The following is a 17,186-nucleotide window of genomic DNA, read 5'->3' on the forward strand; positions in this document are numbered from 1 at the left end:
GTCGTGGCGTCGTGGCCTGACTTGTTAAACTGCGCCGCTAGCGTTTTTTCCGCAAGGGCCATACCAACTGCATTGGTAATACCTTGGCCAAGAGGACCTGTAGTTGTTTCAACACCTGGCGCGTAACCATATTCTGGGTGACCTGGCGTTTTGGAATGCAATTGGCGGAAGTTTTTCAGCTCATCAATCGACAACGCGTAGCCTGAAAGGTGCAGCAGAGAGTAAATCAGCATAGAGCCATGGCCGTTCGACAGTACGAAACGGTCACGATCGGCCCATTCAGGGTTTGCTGGGTTGTGATTTAGATGTGAACGCCAAAGAACTTCAGCGATATCCGCCATGCCCATTGGGGCGCCTGGGTGACCAGAATTGGCTTGTTGTACGCCGTCCATGCTAAGGGCACGAATAGCGTTAGCTAGGTGTTTGCGATCCATAATTAATACCGAATATTATGTTTTTCTTAAAAAGGAAAAATAACAGGGAAGATAGTGTCTTCCCTGCTGATAATTTAAATTAAAGCTTAGCTTCGATCATGGCTTCGAGTTTGCCTTGGTCAACCGCGAAGTTGCGGATACCTTCTGCCAATTTCTCTACCGCCATTGGGTCTTGGTTGTGCTCCCACAGGAACTCAGCGTGAGTCATTGCTGCTGGACGCGCTTGCGCACCTTTAGAATCAACCAATTTTTCAGCAACGTGACCTTCAGCTGCTTCTAGCTCTGCCAATAGAGCTGGTGCGATAGTAAGACGGTCACAACCGGCAAGCTCAAGGATTTCGCCGATATTACGGAAGCTTGCACCCATCACTACTGTGTTGTAGCCATAGTCTTTGTAGTAGTTGTAGATTTTGCTGACCGATAGTACGCCTGGATCTTCTTCTGGAGAGAAATCACGGCCTTCTTTCGCTTTGTACCAATCCATGATGCGACCTACAAACGGGGAGATAAGGAACACACCAGCTTCTGCACAAGCGCGAGCTTGAGCAAACGAGAATAGAAGCGTGAGGTTACAGTTGATGCCTTCTTTTTCCAAGATCTCAGCCGCGCGGATACCTTCCCAAGTTGAAGCTAGCTTAATTAGGATGCGATCATTAGTAATGCCTGCGTCGTTGTACATTTTTACTAGCTGGCGAGCTTTTGCAACACTGCCTTCAGTATCGTAAGAAAGACGAGCATCAACTTCAGTAGAGATACGGCCTGGAATGGTTTTTAGGATTTCTTTACCAATGTTTACCGCCAGCATGTCGCAGGTATCTTGAATTTGCTGTGCTTTGTCGCTGCTTTGAGTTTTTGCGTAGTCAATGGAAGCATTGATAAGAGGGGCGTATTCTTCGATTTGAGCGGCTTTAAGAATCAGAGAAGGGTTGGTAGTGGCATCTTCTGGTTGGTATTTCTTGATAGCATCTATCTCACCAGTGTCTGCGACGACAGTCGTTAGTTTACGAAGTTGCTCTAATTTGTTGCTCATTTCGGTCATCCTATATCATGGGCTTTCACACTAAAACCATAGTGTGATTAGTACAATGTCAAACTCGTTAGCCAGCGTTTAAGCCAATGGAAATTGTGCCAACTCCGCTAACGATTCTCAATTATGTGGCGATAGAGCATCTGTAATGAACATTTGCTCTTTCATTGAGTAAATGATGGGTTCATATTTATCTCTTCGACGCAGAATGTCAATCGATAATTACCCTTCTACAGCAGGTTTGTGCGGGTTTTTTTTCCGGCATGAAACTAAGCGTGTAAATCAAACGTTTGCTATCGTCTGGCGGGCGTTCAACAGGGTTTTAGACAGGCTGATTTTTGGCTGAGAATTTGTAATGCAGATGAGCAAATGTTGCATTATTTTGTTAGCCTGACATATGCTACGTCTCTGAGCACATGTTTAGTCCTTGTTTAGGAGCTTGATTACAATGAGTAAGTCGCCCAATGATATGTCTGACGATAGCGCTGATCTGTTAACGGAAATTTCCGTTGCTTACTACCAAGATGGTGCGACGCAGGAAGAAATCTCAAAAAAATTTGCCGTATCGAGAGCGAAAGTAGGTCGTATGCTCAAGCAAGCGCGAGACGAGGGCATTGTTGAAATCACGGTTAAATACCACCCTGTATTCAGCGCCAAAATAGAACAAAGGTTGGTTGAGCGTTTTGGTGTTAAGCGCGCTTTAGTCGCACTTGATCAGCCAAGCGAAGAACAGCAACGCCTGCAAGTGGCAGGCTTGGTGTCCAAATTTATGGCCAGCTCAATTCAAAATGGCTCTGTCGTCACTGTGGGTCAGGGCAGAAATGTATCGGCTGTGGCGCACCATGTTGGTGTGATCCCGCAAAGAGACGTGAAATTCGTCTGTGGCATTGGCGGCATTCACCCTAGAGGTGGCATGTTCAACGCCGATCATATTTGCCGTCAGTTTGCCAAAACCTATGGCGGCACCTCCGAGACACTCTATGCGCCAGCCTACGCAGAAAACCCAGAACAAAAGCGCGCCTTTATGCAAAACGCGACCGTCAAACAAACCTTAGACTTAGCACGTAAAGCTGATGTCGCATTAGTGGGCATAGGGGATATGAGTGAAAACAGCTATATGGTCGATCTGGGCTGGTTTACCGCCAATGAAGTAGTGCAGTCGCGAATGAATCAAGGCGTAGTGGGCGACTTTGCTGGATATGACTTTTTCGATATTCATGGTAAATCCGCCAAAACCGTTATGAGCGATAGAGTAATAGGGTTGGGCATTGAAGAGTTTCGCCCGATCTCTCAAGTCATCGCCATTGCCGCCGAAAACAGCAAACCCCTCGCCATGCTTGGCGCACTAAGGACAGGCGTGATTGATGTGATCGCCACCAGTGTTAGCAACGCCTTGACCGTATTAAACCTTGACGAACAGATGAAATAACAAACATGTGACGGTGTAATGAAAGTGATTGGTTACCTTGTCGAGTTACCTACCAAATATGGAGGTAGAACTCTTCACCTGAAGGTCTATGAATGAGAGCAGTGGCAAAACAGTTTAATTACGGGCTGTCCAACGTTCTACGAGCTAAAGCGTATTTTTTGACAAGTTAGTTAGGTAAATGACCTTTACAATTTTGGTAGAAAATGGCACTAATAATAAAATTATAATCTAGACAAAGCGACATAGGGAAAAACCATGGTGTCTTCGATTACTAATATGCCACCCAATAGCTCGATTTATAGCGAAGGTGAGCACAATATAGCTATCAATAATTTAATTGCTTCAGCTACCCAAAAAGTGCCATTAAATGAAAGTCAAAAAAACGATTTGGATGCGCTGTTTACACTGGCTAAAAGCAATGTTCAAGATAGTATAGAATTACTTCAAAACTTATCAGTAAGCGATGGAGAAGTTTCTTCATATGCACAACATCTTTTATGTAAACTAATTGCTAAGGAAGATGGAGCATCATATGACGCAGCATGCTCTGCGCGTTCTGGCTGTCAGAGCATGATTACCAATTTTTCTGATCGCATCATTACTAATAAAATGTTAGAAGATAACCCCAAATTATTGCTTGTCGCTGGCTCTAAAATCGAAGGAGATGGTCCGTATCGAGAACCAATTCCACTGCAAGTCAAATCAAAAATCGTAAGCTTCGATGAAAAAGATGTTAAACCACAGTGGTGGCACGAGACAAAGCTGGAAGATGGTCAATTTGAAACCCCAAAGCCTTCAACCATCAAAGATAAAGATTATTGGGTAAAAGAGCATAAGTTACCTGATGACGGTGCTTGCCAATTTAGAGCCGCATTTACTTTAAGGGACAAGGATGCTAAGTGGTTATCTGCATCGAAAGAAGACATTCGTGATGAAATAGAAAAGAAACCAATGTCAGTAAAAAACGCTATATATGATTCTGTTACTTTCTTAAAAGAAGTAGACTTAATTCCTGACCGATTTAAACGTTTTTTTGATGAAGAAGGGTTTAAGGATCGTGTTTATGATAAGACCATCAAGTCTGGAGATTTCAATCTCTATTCCCCGCGAGGTATAGAGTCTGCCTTAGGTGAATTTACGACACTAACTAGTGAAGAGGAAGAGTTCTTATCAACTTTGGCTGACAGTATTGGTGAAAATTTAAAAAACGTTTTTAAATTGCCATTAATTTCTGATGGCTCAAGAGCATATTCAGTTCCAACGGGTAACCACTATAACTTAATCACACCAGTTGATTTTTTCACGAAGATTGATTAATTGATTTTCTTTTATTCGTCATTTTCGAGGGTTCTTCCACAGGCCCGCTTGATGGACAGATGAAATAGCACTCATGTGACGGCGTAACTAAATTCGTAGTTACGCCGTCACTTATAACCGATTCAAGCGAGTGTTTTTAGGGGCTAATGTTAGTGGTCATGACAAAAAGTCTATGTTTATCCGTTAGCATTAGAGCCTGACTCTGCCATTATCTCTTTAATCTTCTTATAGGATTTCTTTTTGGAGTTAAAGATTATCTTATGTTCACCATACTCTTTATCTATGCTTGCGACTAACTTACGCCATTCGGATAGGTATGTCATCATTGCATATACAATTACACCAAAGGTAAATAGAACAGGCACACCAAAGATAAAGAATAGGACACTATGAGTATCTAGATCTGGGCTCAGAATGTCAGAACGTGTAAGCAGCTCAGCGATGCCCATGGCAATACCTGCGCCACCGGTGCCCACTATACATGCTAATACAACGATAGCATTCTTAGCTTTTGTCAAAGGCTTTCTCAGGAAAGGCATTTTGGAAAAACTAAGACCTTCTACAATATCTACTTTTCTTATTTCAATTTCATTACCTCTTACCTTAATATTGTCATTCCTGTCAGAGAAACTGTCTTTAGTATGGAAAAAGCAACCAATAAAAATACCCATAACTAAGGATAAAATTAAAAAAGAGAACATATAGAAATTACTATCAAAAAATTTATTAGAATGAGTTATTACCGATGTTAATATTAACATCGTAGGAATAAAGATAAGATAAGAAAAGAGTGCTATTAGCATATCTGTTCTTTTGGATAGTAAGTTTTGGCCTTGTTTAGAAAAAAGGTAGGCTGGAAAGAAAAAGGTCACCAATGCTGTCAGCCCACAGACTAGCCTAGAGAAGAAAAAAATATCTGAGAATAAATATACTAACTGGAATGGTGCAAAGAAAATGGAAATAATAATAATTCCAAACCTAAGACCTTTAGGAGCGTATTCGTTGTCTGAGTAGATTTCCATTCAAATTTCCTAAAAACCGTAAAAGCCTGAATTTTGCATTGCGCTAGAACCAATGTAGCTGTCTACTTTGCTTTGGTTTCTTTCTATCTCTTTTTTTACCATAGATTCTACGGTTAAGTTAGGGAAAGCACTTTTTAAAAATTGCTTGACAGAATCTTTAACGCCCAGAATAGTGTCAGCCGAGTCAACTGCCCAACCGACTCCAAAGGATATACCAGCGATACTTATGAATAGAGTTGTAGCACTGATTGCTACACCACCTAAACCCAATGCCAGCGTAAGTAAGCCGATAAACAATGCTGTAAATAAACCAGCTATGAAAAGTTTGGCTACGGTCACACCAAGTGCTCCCAATAATTCAGCAATGTTTTGTTCGCCTATGTCTTTTTTAAAAAACTCATAGAGGTCAAATGAAGCGACAAATATAAAGGAAATCATATTTGTGCCTTTAAATGGATTTGCACTACTAACAGTATTTTTCACCAAGCTTCCGGCATTAGCTGACTTTAGGTCATCTGAAATTTGTATGGCGGAGCTTAGCATTTTCATCTTATCGCCATGAATGCCGTAATTGATGCCGGTTAAAAAGGTTCTGCTGGTGCGATCGCCTTTAAACACAACCCCGAGTTTATTACCCCACTGTGACATTGTTTTTATTGTGAACTTCCCTTTAACAATAAATTCTTTTAGGTATCCCTTTGCTGCCTCAATTCCGTATTTGGCTTTGTAATAGGCGTAAGCTTGTCCATGTTCTGTCGCTTGCACCATGGCGGTGGCCATGGCATTTTGGTCGCGGTTACTGTTTTGCAGATGTTCGTAGAATTCCAGCAAGGAATTTTCTGCTAGCGTATCAAACAAAGCAGAAATAACCGATTCGTCCATATCATCAATGTTATAGACCTCGCCAATAGGATTTGGAAGAAGCATCAAGCTATCACTGGCTTTGAGAATGCCAAGCACTTCATTGCCGTTGTCCCTGGGTCGAATCAAGGATTTTCTTGGCAAAGGATCAATAGGGCAGGTCATTATCGCGGCTCTTAAATCGCCAGGGGCTGTGATGGCTTCTGTTGGGATGCGATCCAATAAGGTAAAATTTTGGCCATTTACATACAGCTCTAATGAGTTACAGGTTTCGTCAACCGTATTGGGGATCAAGGTGGCCCTTGGCGTAAATTCTTTAGGCAGAGAAGGGCTTTTTTTGCCATTGACCGCAAATTGAATATCAAGATTTTGCCCGCTTTGATCATCGGCCCAAAACATATTGCCGGCAGGGGCGTGCATCACTACTGGTTCTTTATCTTTGGCATCGGTAGTTTGGGCATTGCCAGCGTAAATCCATAAATCGTCGCTCATTAAATTTCTCTCCAGTAAATATCAAATGAGGATTGTAAATCTTTGGTATTAATCAAGGATGTTTCCCCTTTAGCATTGGTCTTACCGTAGATTTCTTTACCATCTTCAAACACGAGTTTGTACGCTTTGTTGGCATGAACCGCCCCTGTGGTTTGGTCTTGCAACACAATGCGCTGGTTGTAACGCATAAAAGACTCATAAGGCGGCGCGACATTGAGCCTAGCACTTCCTTTATCTGGGTTTATTGCCACATTGCCGCCGTTGATTGTGGTTTGCGCTGCGCCGTCAATGGTAATTGAAGAGCCGTAAAGCTTTATATTACCACTACTTTTTAGGATTAATCCCGCGTAACCGACCTGAACTTTGATTTCATCTCCAGAAATAATGGTGGTTTCACCATCGGCGCGAAAAGAGGTGTTGCCTTGTACATCGACATTCAAATTACCGCCCACTTGCAATGAGTCATCGGCACCTATATTGGCCGATAACCCCTCAAGCACCGCAAGGCTCGCTTTGCCACCAATTTCGACAGACAGGTTTTGGCCTATTTTGGTTAGGCGGTTTTCATCAATCGATCTGTGTTGATCTTTTGCGACTTGCTTTTGCTCATTGGCGTTGTAGGTAACGGTTACGTCTTGGTCGACTTGCTCTTTAAACGTTTGTTTTGTCTCTGAAGTTTTATGGCCATGAATGGTTTCTTTGCGATCGCCATGGACGTTATTTTCTTGGTTTCGGCCCACTTCAAGCTCTTCATCATTCCCTATATCTCGGTAGCGATTATTCAGTACCTTGGTTTTCATGTCTTTTTGCGCGTGAAAATGCACCATTTCTTGGTCATTTTCGTCTTCAAAGTGCATTTCGTTGTAACCGTCTGCCTTATGGCTTTGGGTGCGAAAAACAGTGCGAGTTTTATGTTCGGGAAGTTCGTAAGGTGGGGTGTGTAAACCGTTATACACAGCGCCTGTAACAAGCGGCCTATCAGGATCGCCTTCTAAAAAGGTTACCACCACTTCGTGGCCGATGCGCGGCAGATACACGGCGCCCCAGTTCGGCGCGGCCATTGATTGGCTGACTCGCAGCCAGCATGAGCTGTGTTCGTCACTTTGTCCGTAACGGTCCCAGTGAAATTGCACTTTAATTCGCCCAAGTTCATCGGTGTAGATTTCTTCTCCCGCAGGTCCAACGACGACCGCCGTTTGCGGACCATCAACTACAGGGGAGGCCATTTTTGGCGCGCGATAAGTCACATCACGTGGCAGACAAACAAACTGATTTTGGTAGTGGGTTGGGGCATCGGCACCTTCTTCTTCGTGCACGCGAGGGTTTTCACCAAGATGCATCACAGAGAGCATTAGGTAATCACGATTGACCGAGGAGCGCGGATGTTCGCTTATCTCAAAACTTAAGCCTGAGGCCAAACGCATAATATTACTAGAGGCATGAATTTGATGGCTATCGACTCTGTATTCTGACATCCATTCACTGCTGCGCTGAGCGCCAAAGTCAGGAGAGGTGTAGCGCCCAGGGTAATCGAAGCGTTTTAAATCTGTATTTACGCCATCTTGGGCGGTTTTGTTTTGCGGTATTTTCGGGGTGAGGTAGTTGTAATCGCTATAACTGACATCACTGGTGAGAGCGCGATGTACCTGCTCTAAGTCGAAAATGTGCTCTTTGTCAGACACACCGCCACCTTGAGAGTGATACAGCATAGGTCCAAGATAAGAAGCGTTGAGCGGCGTGCTGACAAGCTCTGGAATCGCGTCGTTACTATCAACAATCACCATGGTATGTGCGGCATCGCTGTGCTCAAAGTAAAACCACATGCCATGCTCGGCTAAAAGACGCTGAACAAAATGGTGGTCATTTTCGCGGTATTGTAACACGTAGTCTTTTTCTTGATATTGGCCTGCCAGTTCAAAGCGGTAATCGCTCATCCCCGCATCATCAAAAACATGGCGAATAATATCTGGCGCGGTTTTGTTTTGGAAAATGCGGCAATCTTGGCGCTGGGTCAAAAACCAAAGTTGAGGCACCAAAGTGATCTGGTAACGAGAGTAGCGCCGACCAGAGCCCATATAACTTAGCTCTGAAATGCTGCCATTAAACTGGCGAGCCGCCGCTAAACCTTGACCATAAACACTCAGCACGCCGGTTTTTCTGCTCAGCGCCTCGAAGCTAATGTCATCATTGTCAGATAAGACGGTCAGGTTCATTTCAAACGGGGCAGACAGGGCTTCCGTCACCCGAAAACTTTCTACTTTGAACGACCCTAAAAACCCAGAGACTTCAAAGCTAAACTCAATATCATTCGCCATACAGCTTCACTCTTATGACCCAACCACTGCGGGTAATCAATCTACATGCATATTAAATGGCTGAACTGTAACAAGTTATGTGGAAATCATCACTGTGCTAAACCACTGAGTGAACGATAAAAGAGGCTGGTAAAGTAACTGGCTCAATAGTGTATTTGCCTAGAAGGGTATGTAAGGAGACCGCGAGGATAGTGAAAGTGTCGGTTTCTTCCCTCAGCAGAAATTTGTGGTTTTGTGATGAGGTTTGCAGTGTGGAGTGGTAGGGAAGTCTGTTAGTGGATACTTCTTTCTACCTTCGTAGTTTTTTTGTCTAACAGCGGAACCTTGAGTCTAGGAAATAGGTTAGGTTTGATATAGGAAAATTAATGATTAGTAAAGTCAAACCTTGAATATGGTGGCTTTGTGTTTGTTATTGAATTCAATCTTTATCCGTGAATTAAAATAAAACTGGCCATGCTAGATGGTGAAAAGTTACGACTTAAACCACTGTAAAAGTTGGCTTATAACTAGTAATACCTCTCAAATGATGACGAAAGTTAAGCTAGGATTGTAATTATGGATGTAAAAGAAATTATAGGAGTGTGGGACTTTGGTTATTCTCTTGATAAGCACTCTGTACGTAGCGTATATATAGGTGAAAACGCATGGGGCCACCCAGAGTTTGAAACCGTAAGAACAGATGTAGGTGAAGCCGTATTTCGTTTGAAGTATCGAAATGACTTAACCAAGTGTACTTATATTGCTCAAAAAATAAATGACTATATTTTATCGAAACTACCTTTTATATCTTTCATTGTGTCTATGCCACCCTCCAAAAAACGAACCAAGCAACCAGTACAAGAAATTGCCTCGGAACTCGCGCAGATCACTGGCAAGCCCTGCATTGAAGGTTTGTTAATTAAATCAAAGTCAACACCACAGATGAAAGATATTTCTAATAGACAGGAGCGCATAGATCTCCTAATGGATGCATTTGAAATTGATGAAAGAGTAGCAGCGAGATTGACGGAAACAGGTTATAACGTACTGATAATCGATGATTTATACGATAGTGGCACATCTTTAGAAGCTGCCACACAAACATTGCGTAAATGTGATAAAATTAAACAAGTGTTTGTTGCTACAGCTACTAGGAAAAAATAATGACTACGGTTTTTATTTCGGGCTCAATGAGAATTAAAAATTTAGACGATAATGTACGATTTCGCCTGAAGCATATCACGGAGTCTGGGTTCCATGTTCTAGTCGGTGATGCCAATGGTGTGGACGCCTCGATACAGGAACTCCTGCACCAATATTCCTACCAAAACGTTACAGTGTATTGTACCGGTGGACAGCCTAGAAACAATTTAGGTTGTTGGACAGTAAAGAATATCGTTAGTACTGCTCCTTCCGGTTCGAGGGAATTCTTTACCGCCAAAGACTTAGCCATGGCCAGAGAGTGTGACTATGGGTTTATGGTCTGGGATACTAAAAGCACAGGAACTTTGAGTAATGCTGTTGAGCTTTTACAACGTGAAAAAAAGTCTCGCGTATACGTAAACAAGGAAAAATCATTTGTGACGATAAGTGATGTACAAGACTTAGAGCACTTAATTACTTTCATGAGTGGATTTTCTCATAAAAAAGCAAACGAAAAGATTCGGCTAGATGACAAAATTGAATCTATTAAATATAAGTCCCTCGAGCTCTTTTAACCACTCCCCTTAAATCTTAAGACAGGTGCAAAGAATTTATTATTAGTGAATAAATTCAGGGGCACTTACTTTCCTCGACTCTACTGCTAGACTTATTTATCATCACTGTATAAAATAACAGTATAAACATAGAAGATATGAAGTTGTACACTTATGTTTTTTATATGTTAGGTAGTATAACGACAATGAATTTTTATGCTTTGAGAGTCTCTTTGGTAGCTAAAGAGCCACAGCTGTTTGTTGGTAAAAATATGTCAAAAGACATATTTGCTTTCGAGAATGCTCTTTACTGTTCTGTTGATAATCCGCCAGAAACCGAGCGAGGTGAGAAGTTGTTCTCGATAAAGATTATGATTGAAGGTAGAGACGAAGGGGTAATGGCTGGCATGGTTGCCAAAGCTAAAAGTATACATGGGCATGATGCAGACTTTAATGAGTACAGTGTCGAAGATTTCCCACCGATGGTTTGGCTTTGGGATCGTGAACAACAAGTTTTATTAGTAGAAAAGAAAACCAGCGTTTTTTCCACTCCAACTGCTGCTTGTAAAGCTTTTCAAGCTTTGTCCAATAATATTGAGTTGGCGGAGTTGAACTTGAGAGCAGAGATCGAACCAGTATTGAACACATTAGACAATACTTTTTGGGAAGAATACGATAAGTTCGAATCGGTTCAGTCAGTAAGATTTGATTTAAATCCACCAAATCTTTTCGGTGATACAGAGAAAGAAATGAAGAAGGCGCTTAATGATACATCCGCTGCTACCAATGCAAATACAGTCACCACAACATTCGAAAATAAAGACTCTACACTTAAGTTAAAGAGTGATGGCTGGCTGTCTAATCTCATAAGCTGGTGCAGGAAGGGGGGCGGGAACTGGATGATGAAAGGCCGACTTCGAGGGCATAAAACTAAAACTACTAGTATTAGTAGTGAGCGCACTGCAAAGATAGTTACAATGCAAGGCAAAGGTATTACAGAGATTGAACTTCATAACTATCAAGTTCAAGATGTTGTGCAAGTTATAGAATATTATCGATCCGAGTATGATTATCATGATGAGGTAGAAAATAACAAAGATGATTAAGGCTGTAATTATTACAGGTATTATATTTCTCATGTGCTTAGGCTTTGCTACTCCAAATGAAAGTGGCTATAAGCTCATTGAGTCTGCAACTCCGGGAATTTTAGGGGCACTTCTTGGTGGGCTTACCGCTGGCGTATCTGTAATTTTTAGTGTTTTAATCACTGTGTCGAGTAATGTAGGTTCTACTCATAAACTTGCAAACTTTTTTGTGTTTTTAAGAAGGCTCAAACATGACTTAGTAGCATTACTAATCTGCTTGGTTGCTTCACTCTTGCTTCCATACATGAGATTAGTCGGAATACCGCTTATTGTGTACCCTCAGCATGAACTACTACCGATGAGGGATACATTTTATACTGCATTAGAGCTAACTAGTATTGTAGTATCAGTAGCCGTTGTTTTTGAAGTGGTTAGCGTGATGTTTTTGTTGATTAGCAACTTTCCAAAGTTGATGGCCGACAAATAGTGTCCATATTTCGAAAGCAGCTTTGGTGCAGTGAGTAAAGCCCAATCAATCCATGTAAATATCGCATTTTATCTAAGTGAGCACATAGAAGTGCCATCTCAACCCCTCTAGCACGATAATTCCCCCTTTCTGGGCTGGGTATCTAACTTTAAACAAAGAACTTAGGAACTTATTTGATATAAAAAAGCAATTAGTTAGTATGGCAAAATCTCAGTATCGCATTGTTTTTAAAAAGATTTGAAGGGGTTTTGCTATGATTGTGGGCAAAGTTGATTGTAAGGTATACCCATATCACCCAGATTGTCGGGGGATTAATACCAATTTAACTGAAGGGGTTGAAGGGTTAGGCGCTGGTTATGATCAGGCTTTATCTTTGTTAGCCGATGATAAAGCGCAGGTTATCAGTTTTATTTCAACTCATATGAATACAGAGCTTATGTCTTCACTGCAAAGTTTGGTGGCGTCTTTTGGGTTAATCGGCTAACACTTTGGCTTGAATGCTTAAAACAACCAAGGCGCTCTAGTGAGCGCCTTGGTTATATCTGTCGAAAGTAACTTGTGATTACTTCTTACGGCAGAACTCTGCGATAACATACATAGATTGGCCGCCGTTGGCTTTGCCTGAAACAAGCTTTGGATCATCGCCAATACTGATGCCGCGAATCACAGTGCCTTGTTTGATGACTTGGTTGGTGCCGCGAACAGGCAGATCTTTAATTACCGTTACGTCGTCACCTTTTTTCAGTTCTACACCATTGCAATCAAGCGGCTTATCATCGTCCGACATGCCTTGCATGGCCCAGTTCATGGTTTCTTCTTCCATGTACATCATGTCTAGTGCATCTTGCGCCCAGCTTTCGCTGTTTAAGCGAGTCAGTTGTCGCCAAACGGTAACTTGAACGGCAGGGACTTGACTCCACATGCTGTCATTAAGGCAGCGCCAGTGGTTGATGTCTTCAGGGCTGTCTATCTCGCCAAGGCATTTATCACACGCCATTAACGCCTGATCAACGGTAACATGGCTGTGGGGCGGAACTGGATAAGCGGTAAGAGGGGTATCACTGCCGCACAGTTCGCATTTTGATTGGCAGCGTTCCAACATTGTCGCTTCTGAAGACATAATAGGCTCACATAATATAGGTAATTAATGAAGGGCGTTATTATCCATGTTATGGCTTGAAAATAAAGGCCTATGCTGATTATGAGCAGTTAGGCCGTTTAATGTTGTAATTGGGTAATGACGCTATTTTCGCTGACAGATCTTGAATGCGCGTGCTGTGCGATGGGTGAGTTGATAGCAGCTCGGGCGGTTGGCTGCCCCCAGAAGCTTTGGCCATATTTTTCCAAAGCTCAACACTTTGTGTAGGATCAAAACCCGCTTTTGCCATCAGTTCTAGGCCGACTAAATCAGCTTCAGATTCTTGGGTTCTACCATAAGGAAGCAGCACACCATATTGAATGCCAAGCCCTAAGGCGGCCATAGTGGCACTTTGATATTGGGCGTATTGCGAGGAACCAAGCGCGGCGCTGGTAATTTGTAACCCTGCATTGGCAAGTTGTGACTGTGATAGGCGCTCATTACTGTGATCGGCTAACACGTGAGCAATTTCATGGCCAATGACGGTGGCCAACTGGTCTTGGTTTTTCGCCACATCAAGCAGGCCGGTGTAAACACCAATCTTGCCGCCGGGCAGGGCGAAAGCGTTGACCTGTTCACTATCAAATACCACCACTTCCCAATCTTTAAACCCAGCCTGAGCGGGTACATGCGAAGTGACCGCCTTGGCTACACACTGGACATAGGCATTGGTTTTACGATTAGTACTGATTTTTTGATCTTGTTTCATTTGCTCAAAGGATTGAGCGCCAAGCGTGCTCATGTCTTGGTCTGAAAAAAGCAGCAATTGCTGACGACCTGTTGGTGATGAGCTGCACGCCATCAAGCCGATTGCACTCAATAAAGTGAGGCGTTTCAATGAATTATACATAAGTTATTCGGTATGATTGTTATTATTCCTTTAATCATATCATTTGACTAAAATGCTGTGTAATGAATCATGAGAGAACTTGTATGACAATCTGGAAACAATCGTTTGATCTCGATGGCTTAAATGCGACCTCAGAAAACACCTTAATGCGTCATCTGGGTATAGTGTATACCCAATTTGGTGATAACTTCATTGAAGCGACCATGCCTGTCTGCCATTTTACCCATCAACCCTTTGGTATGTTACATGGCGGTGCATCTGTGGCGCTTGCTGAAACGCTGGGTTCGATAGCGGCTAACATGTGCGTCAGCGAAGACTCCTATTGCGTCGGGCTAGACATCAACGCCAATCATGTGCGTTCAATGCGAGAGGGCACAGTTACTGGTCGCGCTGAGCCTGTGCATTTAGGGATCTCGACCCAAGTGTGGCAAATCGATATTCGTGATGACAGAGAACGGTTAGTGTGCACCAGTCGCTTAACCATCGCGGTAAAAAAGAAGCGTAATGCCAAGCATTCGTTTAAGGAAAGTTAGATGGTGATTGATTTCTCGGCGGGTAAAATCATTGTTACCCCTCATGAGCTAGTCATTAAACTGGCGTCTGAGCATATGATTACTCTGCAAGCTCAAACCGATGCGCTGCAACTGATTGGTCGAGGTGCCAATGTGGTAGCCGCTCATGGCGCGGAAAATAAATGGTCGATCAAGCTTGATAACGAAGCGCAACTCAGTCTTATTGCTGAACAAATGGGGCTAAAACTTCAATAACCTTATCCTAAGCTTGCCTAATTGCTCATAAATAAGGAAACTTAACAGAGTTCACTTTGATTGAGATTTCCTCTTTATGAGCAGTCCTAGACTACGCGTTCAATTTGAAACCTTGTTTGAACACTACAATGGTCAAAATTGTGGTATTCAATTAGAAGAGATCACTGATATTTTGTTTTGCACTAGGCGTAATGCACGGATTGTATTAAACAAAATGGAAGAGCAGGGGTGGATTGAATGGCACCCTTCGCCGGGCCGAGGTAAGCTTTCGCAGCTCAACTTTAAACGTAGCCGAACCGATGTAAGTGAAAACCTCGCCAGACGATATCTGGAAGAAGGCAAGATCACTCAAGCGCTTAATGCATTAGATCAAGACGCAGCTAAATTAGCGCAAATAGTCGAAAATTATCTAGGTGTGCAGCAGCAAGAAGGCGAGCAAGTGCTGCGTCTTCCGTATTACCGAGCGCTCTCAATGCTTAACCCGCGCAAGCCAGTACGCCGCTCTGAGCAACATATCGCAAGGCAAATCTTTAGCGGCTTAACCCGTTTGGATGAGAATGAATCGCTTAGTCCAGATTTAGCCCACAACTGGGACATGCTTTCACCCACACATTGGCGCTTTTATTTAAGGCCCAACGTGCGCTTTCATAACGGTGAACAGCTGACCACTGAAATAGTCGTCGACTCACTATATGAACTTAGAGGTAAACCTCTTTATCGGCATATTTGCGATGTAAGGAGTCCTAGCCGATATGTGGTGGATATTTTTCTCGATAAGCCCAATTATCATCTGCCTTTGATGCTGTCTGAGTCTGACGCCAAAATTTTGCTTCCTGAAAGCAGCCGGTCTGCGGATTACGATCAAATGCCGGTCGGGACTGGGCCATATAAAATCGTCAGCAACACCAAAACACACCTTGTTTTGCAAGCTTTTGATGGATATTTTGGGTTTAGACCTTTGATTGACAGAGTGGAAGTTTGCGTCATCAATGATATTTATGGGTCTATCTTATTTCCAAGTATGGAAAACACCATAAAACAAACCACTGAAAAACCCACATATGTCGAGTTAGACCCAGGCTGTACCTATTTCTTACTTAATCGTCGAAGTGGTCTGGCTAAATCCGATCAATGGGCAAACTACTTCAGCCAGCGGCTAGGGTCTTTAAATCTTTATAATCTGTTGCCGCAAGAAAAGGTGGTTGAGTTAGGCGTTCTCCCAGCACATGGCCTAAAGCCGGGCTGGTATCATCACACCGCTCAAGGGCACTATACTTCTCCGCCTTCTTATCGCAAGGTGACGATTGCTTATCACGGCCAACATCCGACATTTCCGGTTTTAATTCCAAGTGTTGAAGCGCTTCTCAAGCAAGATAATCTTGAGGTTGAACTGGTGAAATACGATGTTTCTTTACCCAACCCCGAGCAAGTGGATATTTGGTTAAAACCGATGGGAATTTCTACTCATCGCGACGATGGTTTGGCAGGTTGGCTGCTTAATTACAGTGATATCGAACAGTTTTGTAACCCTGAAGATTTCGACGATTGGCTCAAGTTAGTGCAAACATGGCAAGGGCAAGAAAATAGCCGCTTTCCAGCAAGAGAAATTGGTAAATCTTTGGTTGATCGTATGCAGATCATACCCATATTTCACTGTTGGCTCGGTATAGGTAGAGAGCAATGCGGCGCGCTGCAAAATGCCAAATGCAATGCGTTGGGTTGGTTTGATTTCAGTCAGGTATGGCTCAAACCTGAGCAGGTAATAGAAAGAGAGCAAGTAAATGGCGAAGCCGAATAAGAAGCAACCGAGCAAAACTGTCGATATTTATTGTGCCAAATGTCGCTGTGAGCTTTAAGTACCGAAAAGGTGGAAAAGGGGCCTTAGTGAAATGCTTTAAAGAGCGAATCGTGGCAGATTTTACCTCTACACCCTGTCATTGCCCTCAATGTGATGGGGAGTTTGCGCGCGATACTTTGATACGAGGAACGCCAGCATTCAAAATGATTGGTGGTAAGGTGGTTTTTAAATAAAAAGGCGGATAGGACACTAATATCATTTAACACATTATGGTAAAAATCAGCCTAATCAGGCTTTTTTACGGCGTGAGCCACAAAAAGTATAAAATTGTCATTTCGGGGTATCATTGATTTTTAAAAGTGATAGAATCGTGCTGTCTAAATTTTACTCCACTTAACTGTAACCAAATAGGTACTCCCAATGGAACTAGGTCTTATCATCGCTTTCATCGTCGCTTCCGCTGTAATGGTCAAGAAAGAGATGGCAAG

General features: G+C 42.7%; 16 protein-coding genes and 2 pseudogenes. 11 read left to right on the forward strand and 7 right to left on the reverse strand.

Annotated features, from left to right (window positions below):
- Together DPF90_RS09840 and tal are read right to left on the reverse strand one after the other, a co-directional pair.
- Nucleotides 1-434 (reverse strand): annotated as a pseudogene (locus tag DPF90_RS09840) (transketolase); the annotation flags it as partial.
- Between the two features lie 79 nt (nt 435-513).
- The gene (gene tal, locus DPF90_RS09845) at nt 514-1,464 is read right to left on the reverse strand and encodes a transaldolase (protein WP_114786171.1); all 951 of its coding nucleotides are present in this window, start codon (nt 1,462-1,464) and stop codon (nt 514-516) included.
- 445 nt (nt 1,465-1,909) lie between these two features.
- Here tal and DPF90_RS09850 point away from each other — a divergent pair, with 445 nt between their 5' ends.
- Both DPF90_RS09850 and DPF90_RS09855 read left to right on the forward strand, forming a co-directional pair.
- A complete protein-coding gene (locus DPF90_RS09850) occupies nt 1,910-2,890 on the forward strand; it encodes a sugar-binding transcriptional regulator (RefSeq protein WP_114786172.1) in 981 nt (326 codons plus the stop codon).
- A gap of 255 nt (nt 2,891-3,145) precedes the next feature.
- The gene (locus DPF90_RS09855; protein ID WP_114786173.1) at nt 3,146-4,207 is read left to right on the forward strand and encodes a hypothetical protein; all 1,062 of its coding nucleotides are present in this window, start codon (nt 3,146-3,148) and stop codon (nt 4,205-4,207) included.
- A 176-nt stretch (nt 4,208-4,383) separates the two neighbouring features.
- Here the strand turns inward: DPF90_RS09855 and DPF90_RS09860 are convergent, their stop codons facing one another.
- The 3 genes from DPF90_RS09860 to DPF90_RS09870 are packed head-to-tail and all read right to left on the reverse strand — an operon-like array spanning nt 4,384 to nt 8,897.
- Entirely contained in the window at nt 4,384-5,229 is an 846-nt protein-coding gene (locus tag DPF90_RS09860; protein ID WP_114786174.1) for a hypothetical protein, read from the reverse strand.
- A 9-nt stretch (nt 5,230-5,238) separates the two neighbouring features.
- On the reverse strand, nt 5,239-6,582 hold the full coding sequence (locus DPF90_RS09865) for a hypothetical protein (protein ID WP_114786175.1): 1,344 nt from the start codon (nt 6,580-6,582) through the stop codon (nt 5,239-5,241).
- Complete coding sequence (locus DPF90_RS09870) at nt 6,582-8,897, reverse strand: type VI secretion system Vgr family protein (RefSeq protein ID WP_114786176.1); 2,316 nt, start codon at nt 8,895-8,897, stop codon at nt 6,582-6,584. The genes DPF90_RS09865 and DPF90_RS09870 overlap by 1 nt, the downstream gene beginning before the upstream one ends.
- A gap of 555 nt (nt 8,898-9,452) precedes the next feature.
- Here DPF90_RS09870 and DPF90_RS09875 point away from each other — a divergent pair.
- The 5 genes from DPF90_RS09875 (at nt 9,453) to DPF90_RS09895 (ending at nt 12,629) form a co-directional block, all read left to right on the forward strand.
- Nucleotides 9,453-10,040: a ComF family protein gene (locus tag DPF90_RS09875; protein WP_114786177.1), complete on the forward strand. Its 588-nt coding sequence runs from the start codon at nt 9,453-9,455 to the stop codon at nt 10,038-10,040.
- The gene (locus tag DPF90_RS09880) at nt 10,040-10,594 is read left to right on the forward strand and encodes a hypothetical protein (RefSeq protein ID WP_114786178.1); all 555 of its coding nucleotides are present in this window, start codon (nt 10,040-10,042) and stop codon (nt 10,592-10,594) included. Before DPF90_RS09875 ends, DPF90_RS09880 begins: the two co-directional genes overlap by 1 nt.
- 185 nt (nt 10,595-10,779) lie before the next feature.
- The gene (locus DPF90_RS09885; RefSeq protein ID WP_240314499.1) at nt 10,780-11,679 is read left to right on the forward strand and encodes a hypothetical protein; all 900 of its coding nucleotides are present in this window, start codon (nt 10,780-10,782) and stop codon (nt 11,677-11,679) included.
- Complete coding sequence (locus DPF90_RS09890) at nt 11,672-12,145, forward strand: hypothetical protein (protein ID WP_114786179.1); 474 nt, start codon at nt 11,672-11,674, stop codon at nt 12,143-12,145. Before DPF90_RS09885 ends, DPF90_RS09890 begins: the two co-directional genes overlap by 8 nt.
- Nucleotides 12,146-12,398: 253 nt before the next feature.
- Nucleotides 12,399-12,629, forward strand: coding sequence for a hypothetical protein (locus DPF90_RS09895; RefSeq protein WP_114786180.1), 231 nt, complete (start codon nt 12,399-12,401; stop codon nt 12,627-12,629).
- A gap of 78 nt (nt 12,630-12,707) precedes the next feature.
- On the opposite strand, the gene DPF90_RS09900 is transcribed toward DPF90_RS09895, so the two are convergent.
- Together DPF90_RS09900 and DPF90_RS09905 are read right to left on the reverse strand one after the other, a co-directional pair.
- On the reverse strand, nt 12,708-13,265 hold the full coding sequence (locus tag DPF90_RS09900) for a PhnA domain-containing protein (RefSeq protein ID WP_114786181.1): 558 nt from the start codon (nt 13,263-13,265) through the stop codon (nt 12,708-12,710).
- 79 nt (nt 13,266-13,344) lie between these two features.
- Nucleotides 13,345-14,133, reverse strand: coding sequence for a M48 family metallopeptidase (locus DPF90_RS09905; RefSeq protein ID WP_114786182.1), 789 nt, complete (start codon nt 14,131-14,133; stop codon nt 13,345-13,347).
- 83 nt (nt 14,134-14,216) lie between these two features.
- Between DPF90_RS09905 and DPF90_RS09910 the strand changes: the two genes are divergently transcribed.
- The 4 genes and pseudogenes from DPF90_RS09910 (at nt 14,217) to DPF90_RS09925 (ending at nt 16,931) form a co-directional block, all read left to right on the forward strand.
- Entirely contained in the window at nt 14,217-14,666 is a 450-nt protein-coding gene (locus DPF90_RS09910) for a hotdog fold thioesterase (RefSeq protein ID WP_114786183.1), read from the forward strand.
- Nucleotides 14,667-14,900 (forward strand): DUF3389 domain-containing protein, encoded by a 234-nt coding sequence (locus DPF90_RS09915; RefSeq protein WP_114786184.1) that lies wholly within the window; start codon nt 14,667-14,669, stop codon nt 14,898-14,900.
- A 76-nt stretch (nt 14,901-14,976) separates the two neighbouring features.
- Nucleotides 14,977-16,698, forward strand: a complete 1,722-nt coding sequence (locus DPF90_RS09920) for an SgrR family transcriptional regulator (RefSeq protein ID WP_114786185.1) — start codon at nt 14,977-14,979, stop codon at nt 16,696-16,698.
- Nucleotides 16,682-16,931, forward strand: a pseudogene (locus DPF90_RS09925) (hypothetical protein). The gene DPF90_RS09920 and the pseudogene DPF90_RS09925 overlap by 17 nt, the downstream one beginning before the upstream one ends.
- Nucleotides 16,932-17,186: the final 255 nt, after the last annotated feature.

Source organism: Vibrio tetraodonis (assembly GCF_003350295.1).
GTDB classification, from domain to species: Bacteria; Pseudomonadota; Gammaproteobacteria; order Enterobacterales; family Vibrionaceae; genus Vibrio; species Vibrio tetraodonis.

Coding starts and splice junctions, on each gene's coding strand:
- DPF90_RS09865 (WP_114786175.1), bottom strand. CDS start 6,582: ATGAGCGACGATTTATGGATTTACGCTGGCAATGCCCAAACTACCGAT.
- DPF90_RS09920 (WP_114786185.1), top strand. CDS start 14,977: ATGAGCAGTCCTAGACTACGCGTTCAATTTGAAACCTTGTTTGAACAC.
- DPF90_RS09880 (WP_114786178.1), top strand. CDS start 10,040: ATGACTACGGTTTTTATTTCGGGCTCAATGAGAATTAAAAATTTAGAC.
- DPF90_RS09895 (WP_114786180.1), top strand. CDS start 12,399: ATGATTGTGGGCAAAGTTGATTGTAAGGTATACCCATATCACCCAGAT.
- DPF90_RS09870 (WP_114786176.1), bottom strand. CDS start 8,897: ATGGCGAATGATATTGAGTTTAGCTTTGAAGTCTCTGGGTTTTTAGGG.
- DPF90_RS09850 (WP_114786172.1), top strand. CDS start 1,910: ATGAGTAAGTCGCCCAATGATATGTCTGACGATAGCGCTGATCTGTTA.
- DPF90_RS09860 (WP_114786174.1), bottom strand. CDS start 5,229: ATGGAAATCTACTCAGACAACGAATACGCTCCTAAAGGTCTTAGGTTT.
- DPF90_RS09915 (WP_114786184.1), top strand. CDS start 14,667: ATGGTGATTGATTTCTCGGCGGGTAAAATCATTGTTACCCCTCATGAG.
- DPF90_RS09885 (WP_240314499.1), top strand. CDS start 10,780: ATGAATTTTTATGCTTTGAGAGTCTCTTTGGTAGCTAAAGAGCCACAG.
- DPF90_RS09890 (WP_114786179.1), top strand. CDS start 11,672: ATGATTAAGGCTGTAATTATTACAGGTATTATATTTCTCATGTGCTTA.
- DPF90_RS09875 (WP_114786177.1), top strand. CDS start 9,453: ATGGATGTAAAAGAAATTATAGGAGTGTGGGACTTTGGTTATTCTCTT.
- DPF90_RS09855 (WP_114786173.1), top strand. CDS start 3,146: ATGGTGTCTTCGATTACTAATATGCCACCCAATAGCTCGATTTATAGC.
- DPF90_RS09905 (WP_114786182.1), bottom strand. CDS start 14,133: ATGTATAATTCATTGAAACGCCTCACTTTATTGAGTGCAATCGGCTTG.
- DPF90_RS09910 (WP_114786183.1), top strand. CDS start 14,217: ATGACAATCTGGAAACAATCGTTTGATCTCGATGGCTTAAATGCGACC.
- tal (WP_114786171.1), bottom strand. CDS start 1,464: ATGAGCAACAAATTAGAGCAACTTCGTAAACTAACGACTGTCGTCGCA.
- DPF90_RS09900 (WP_114786181.1), bottom strand. CDS start 13,265: ATGTCTTCAGAAGCGACAATGTTGGAACGCTGCCAATCAAAATGCGAA.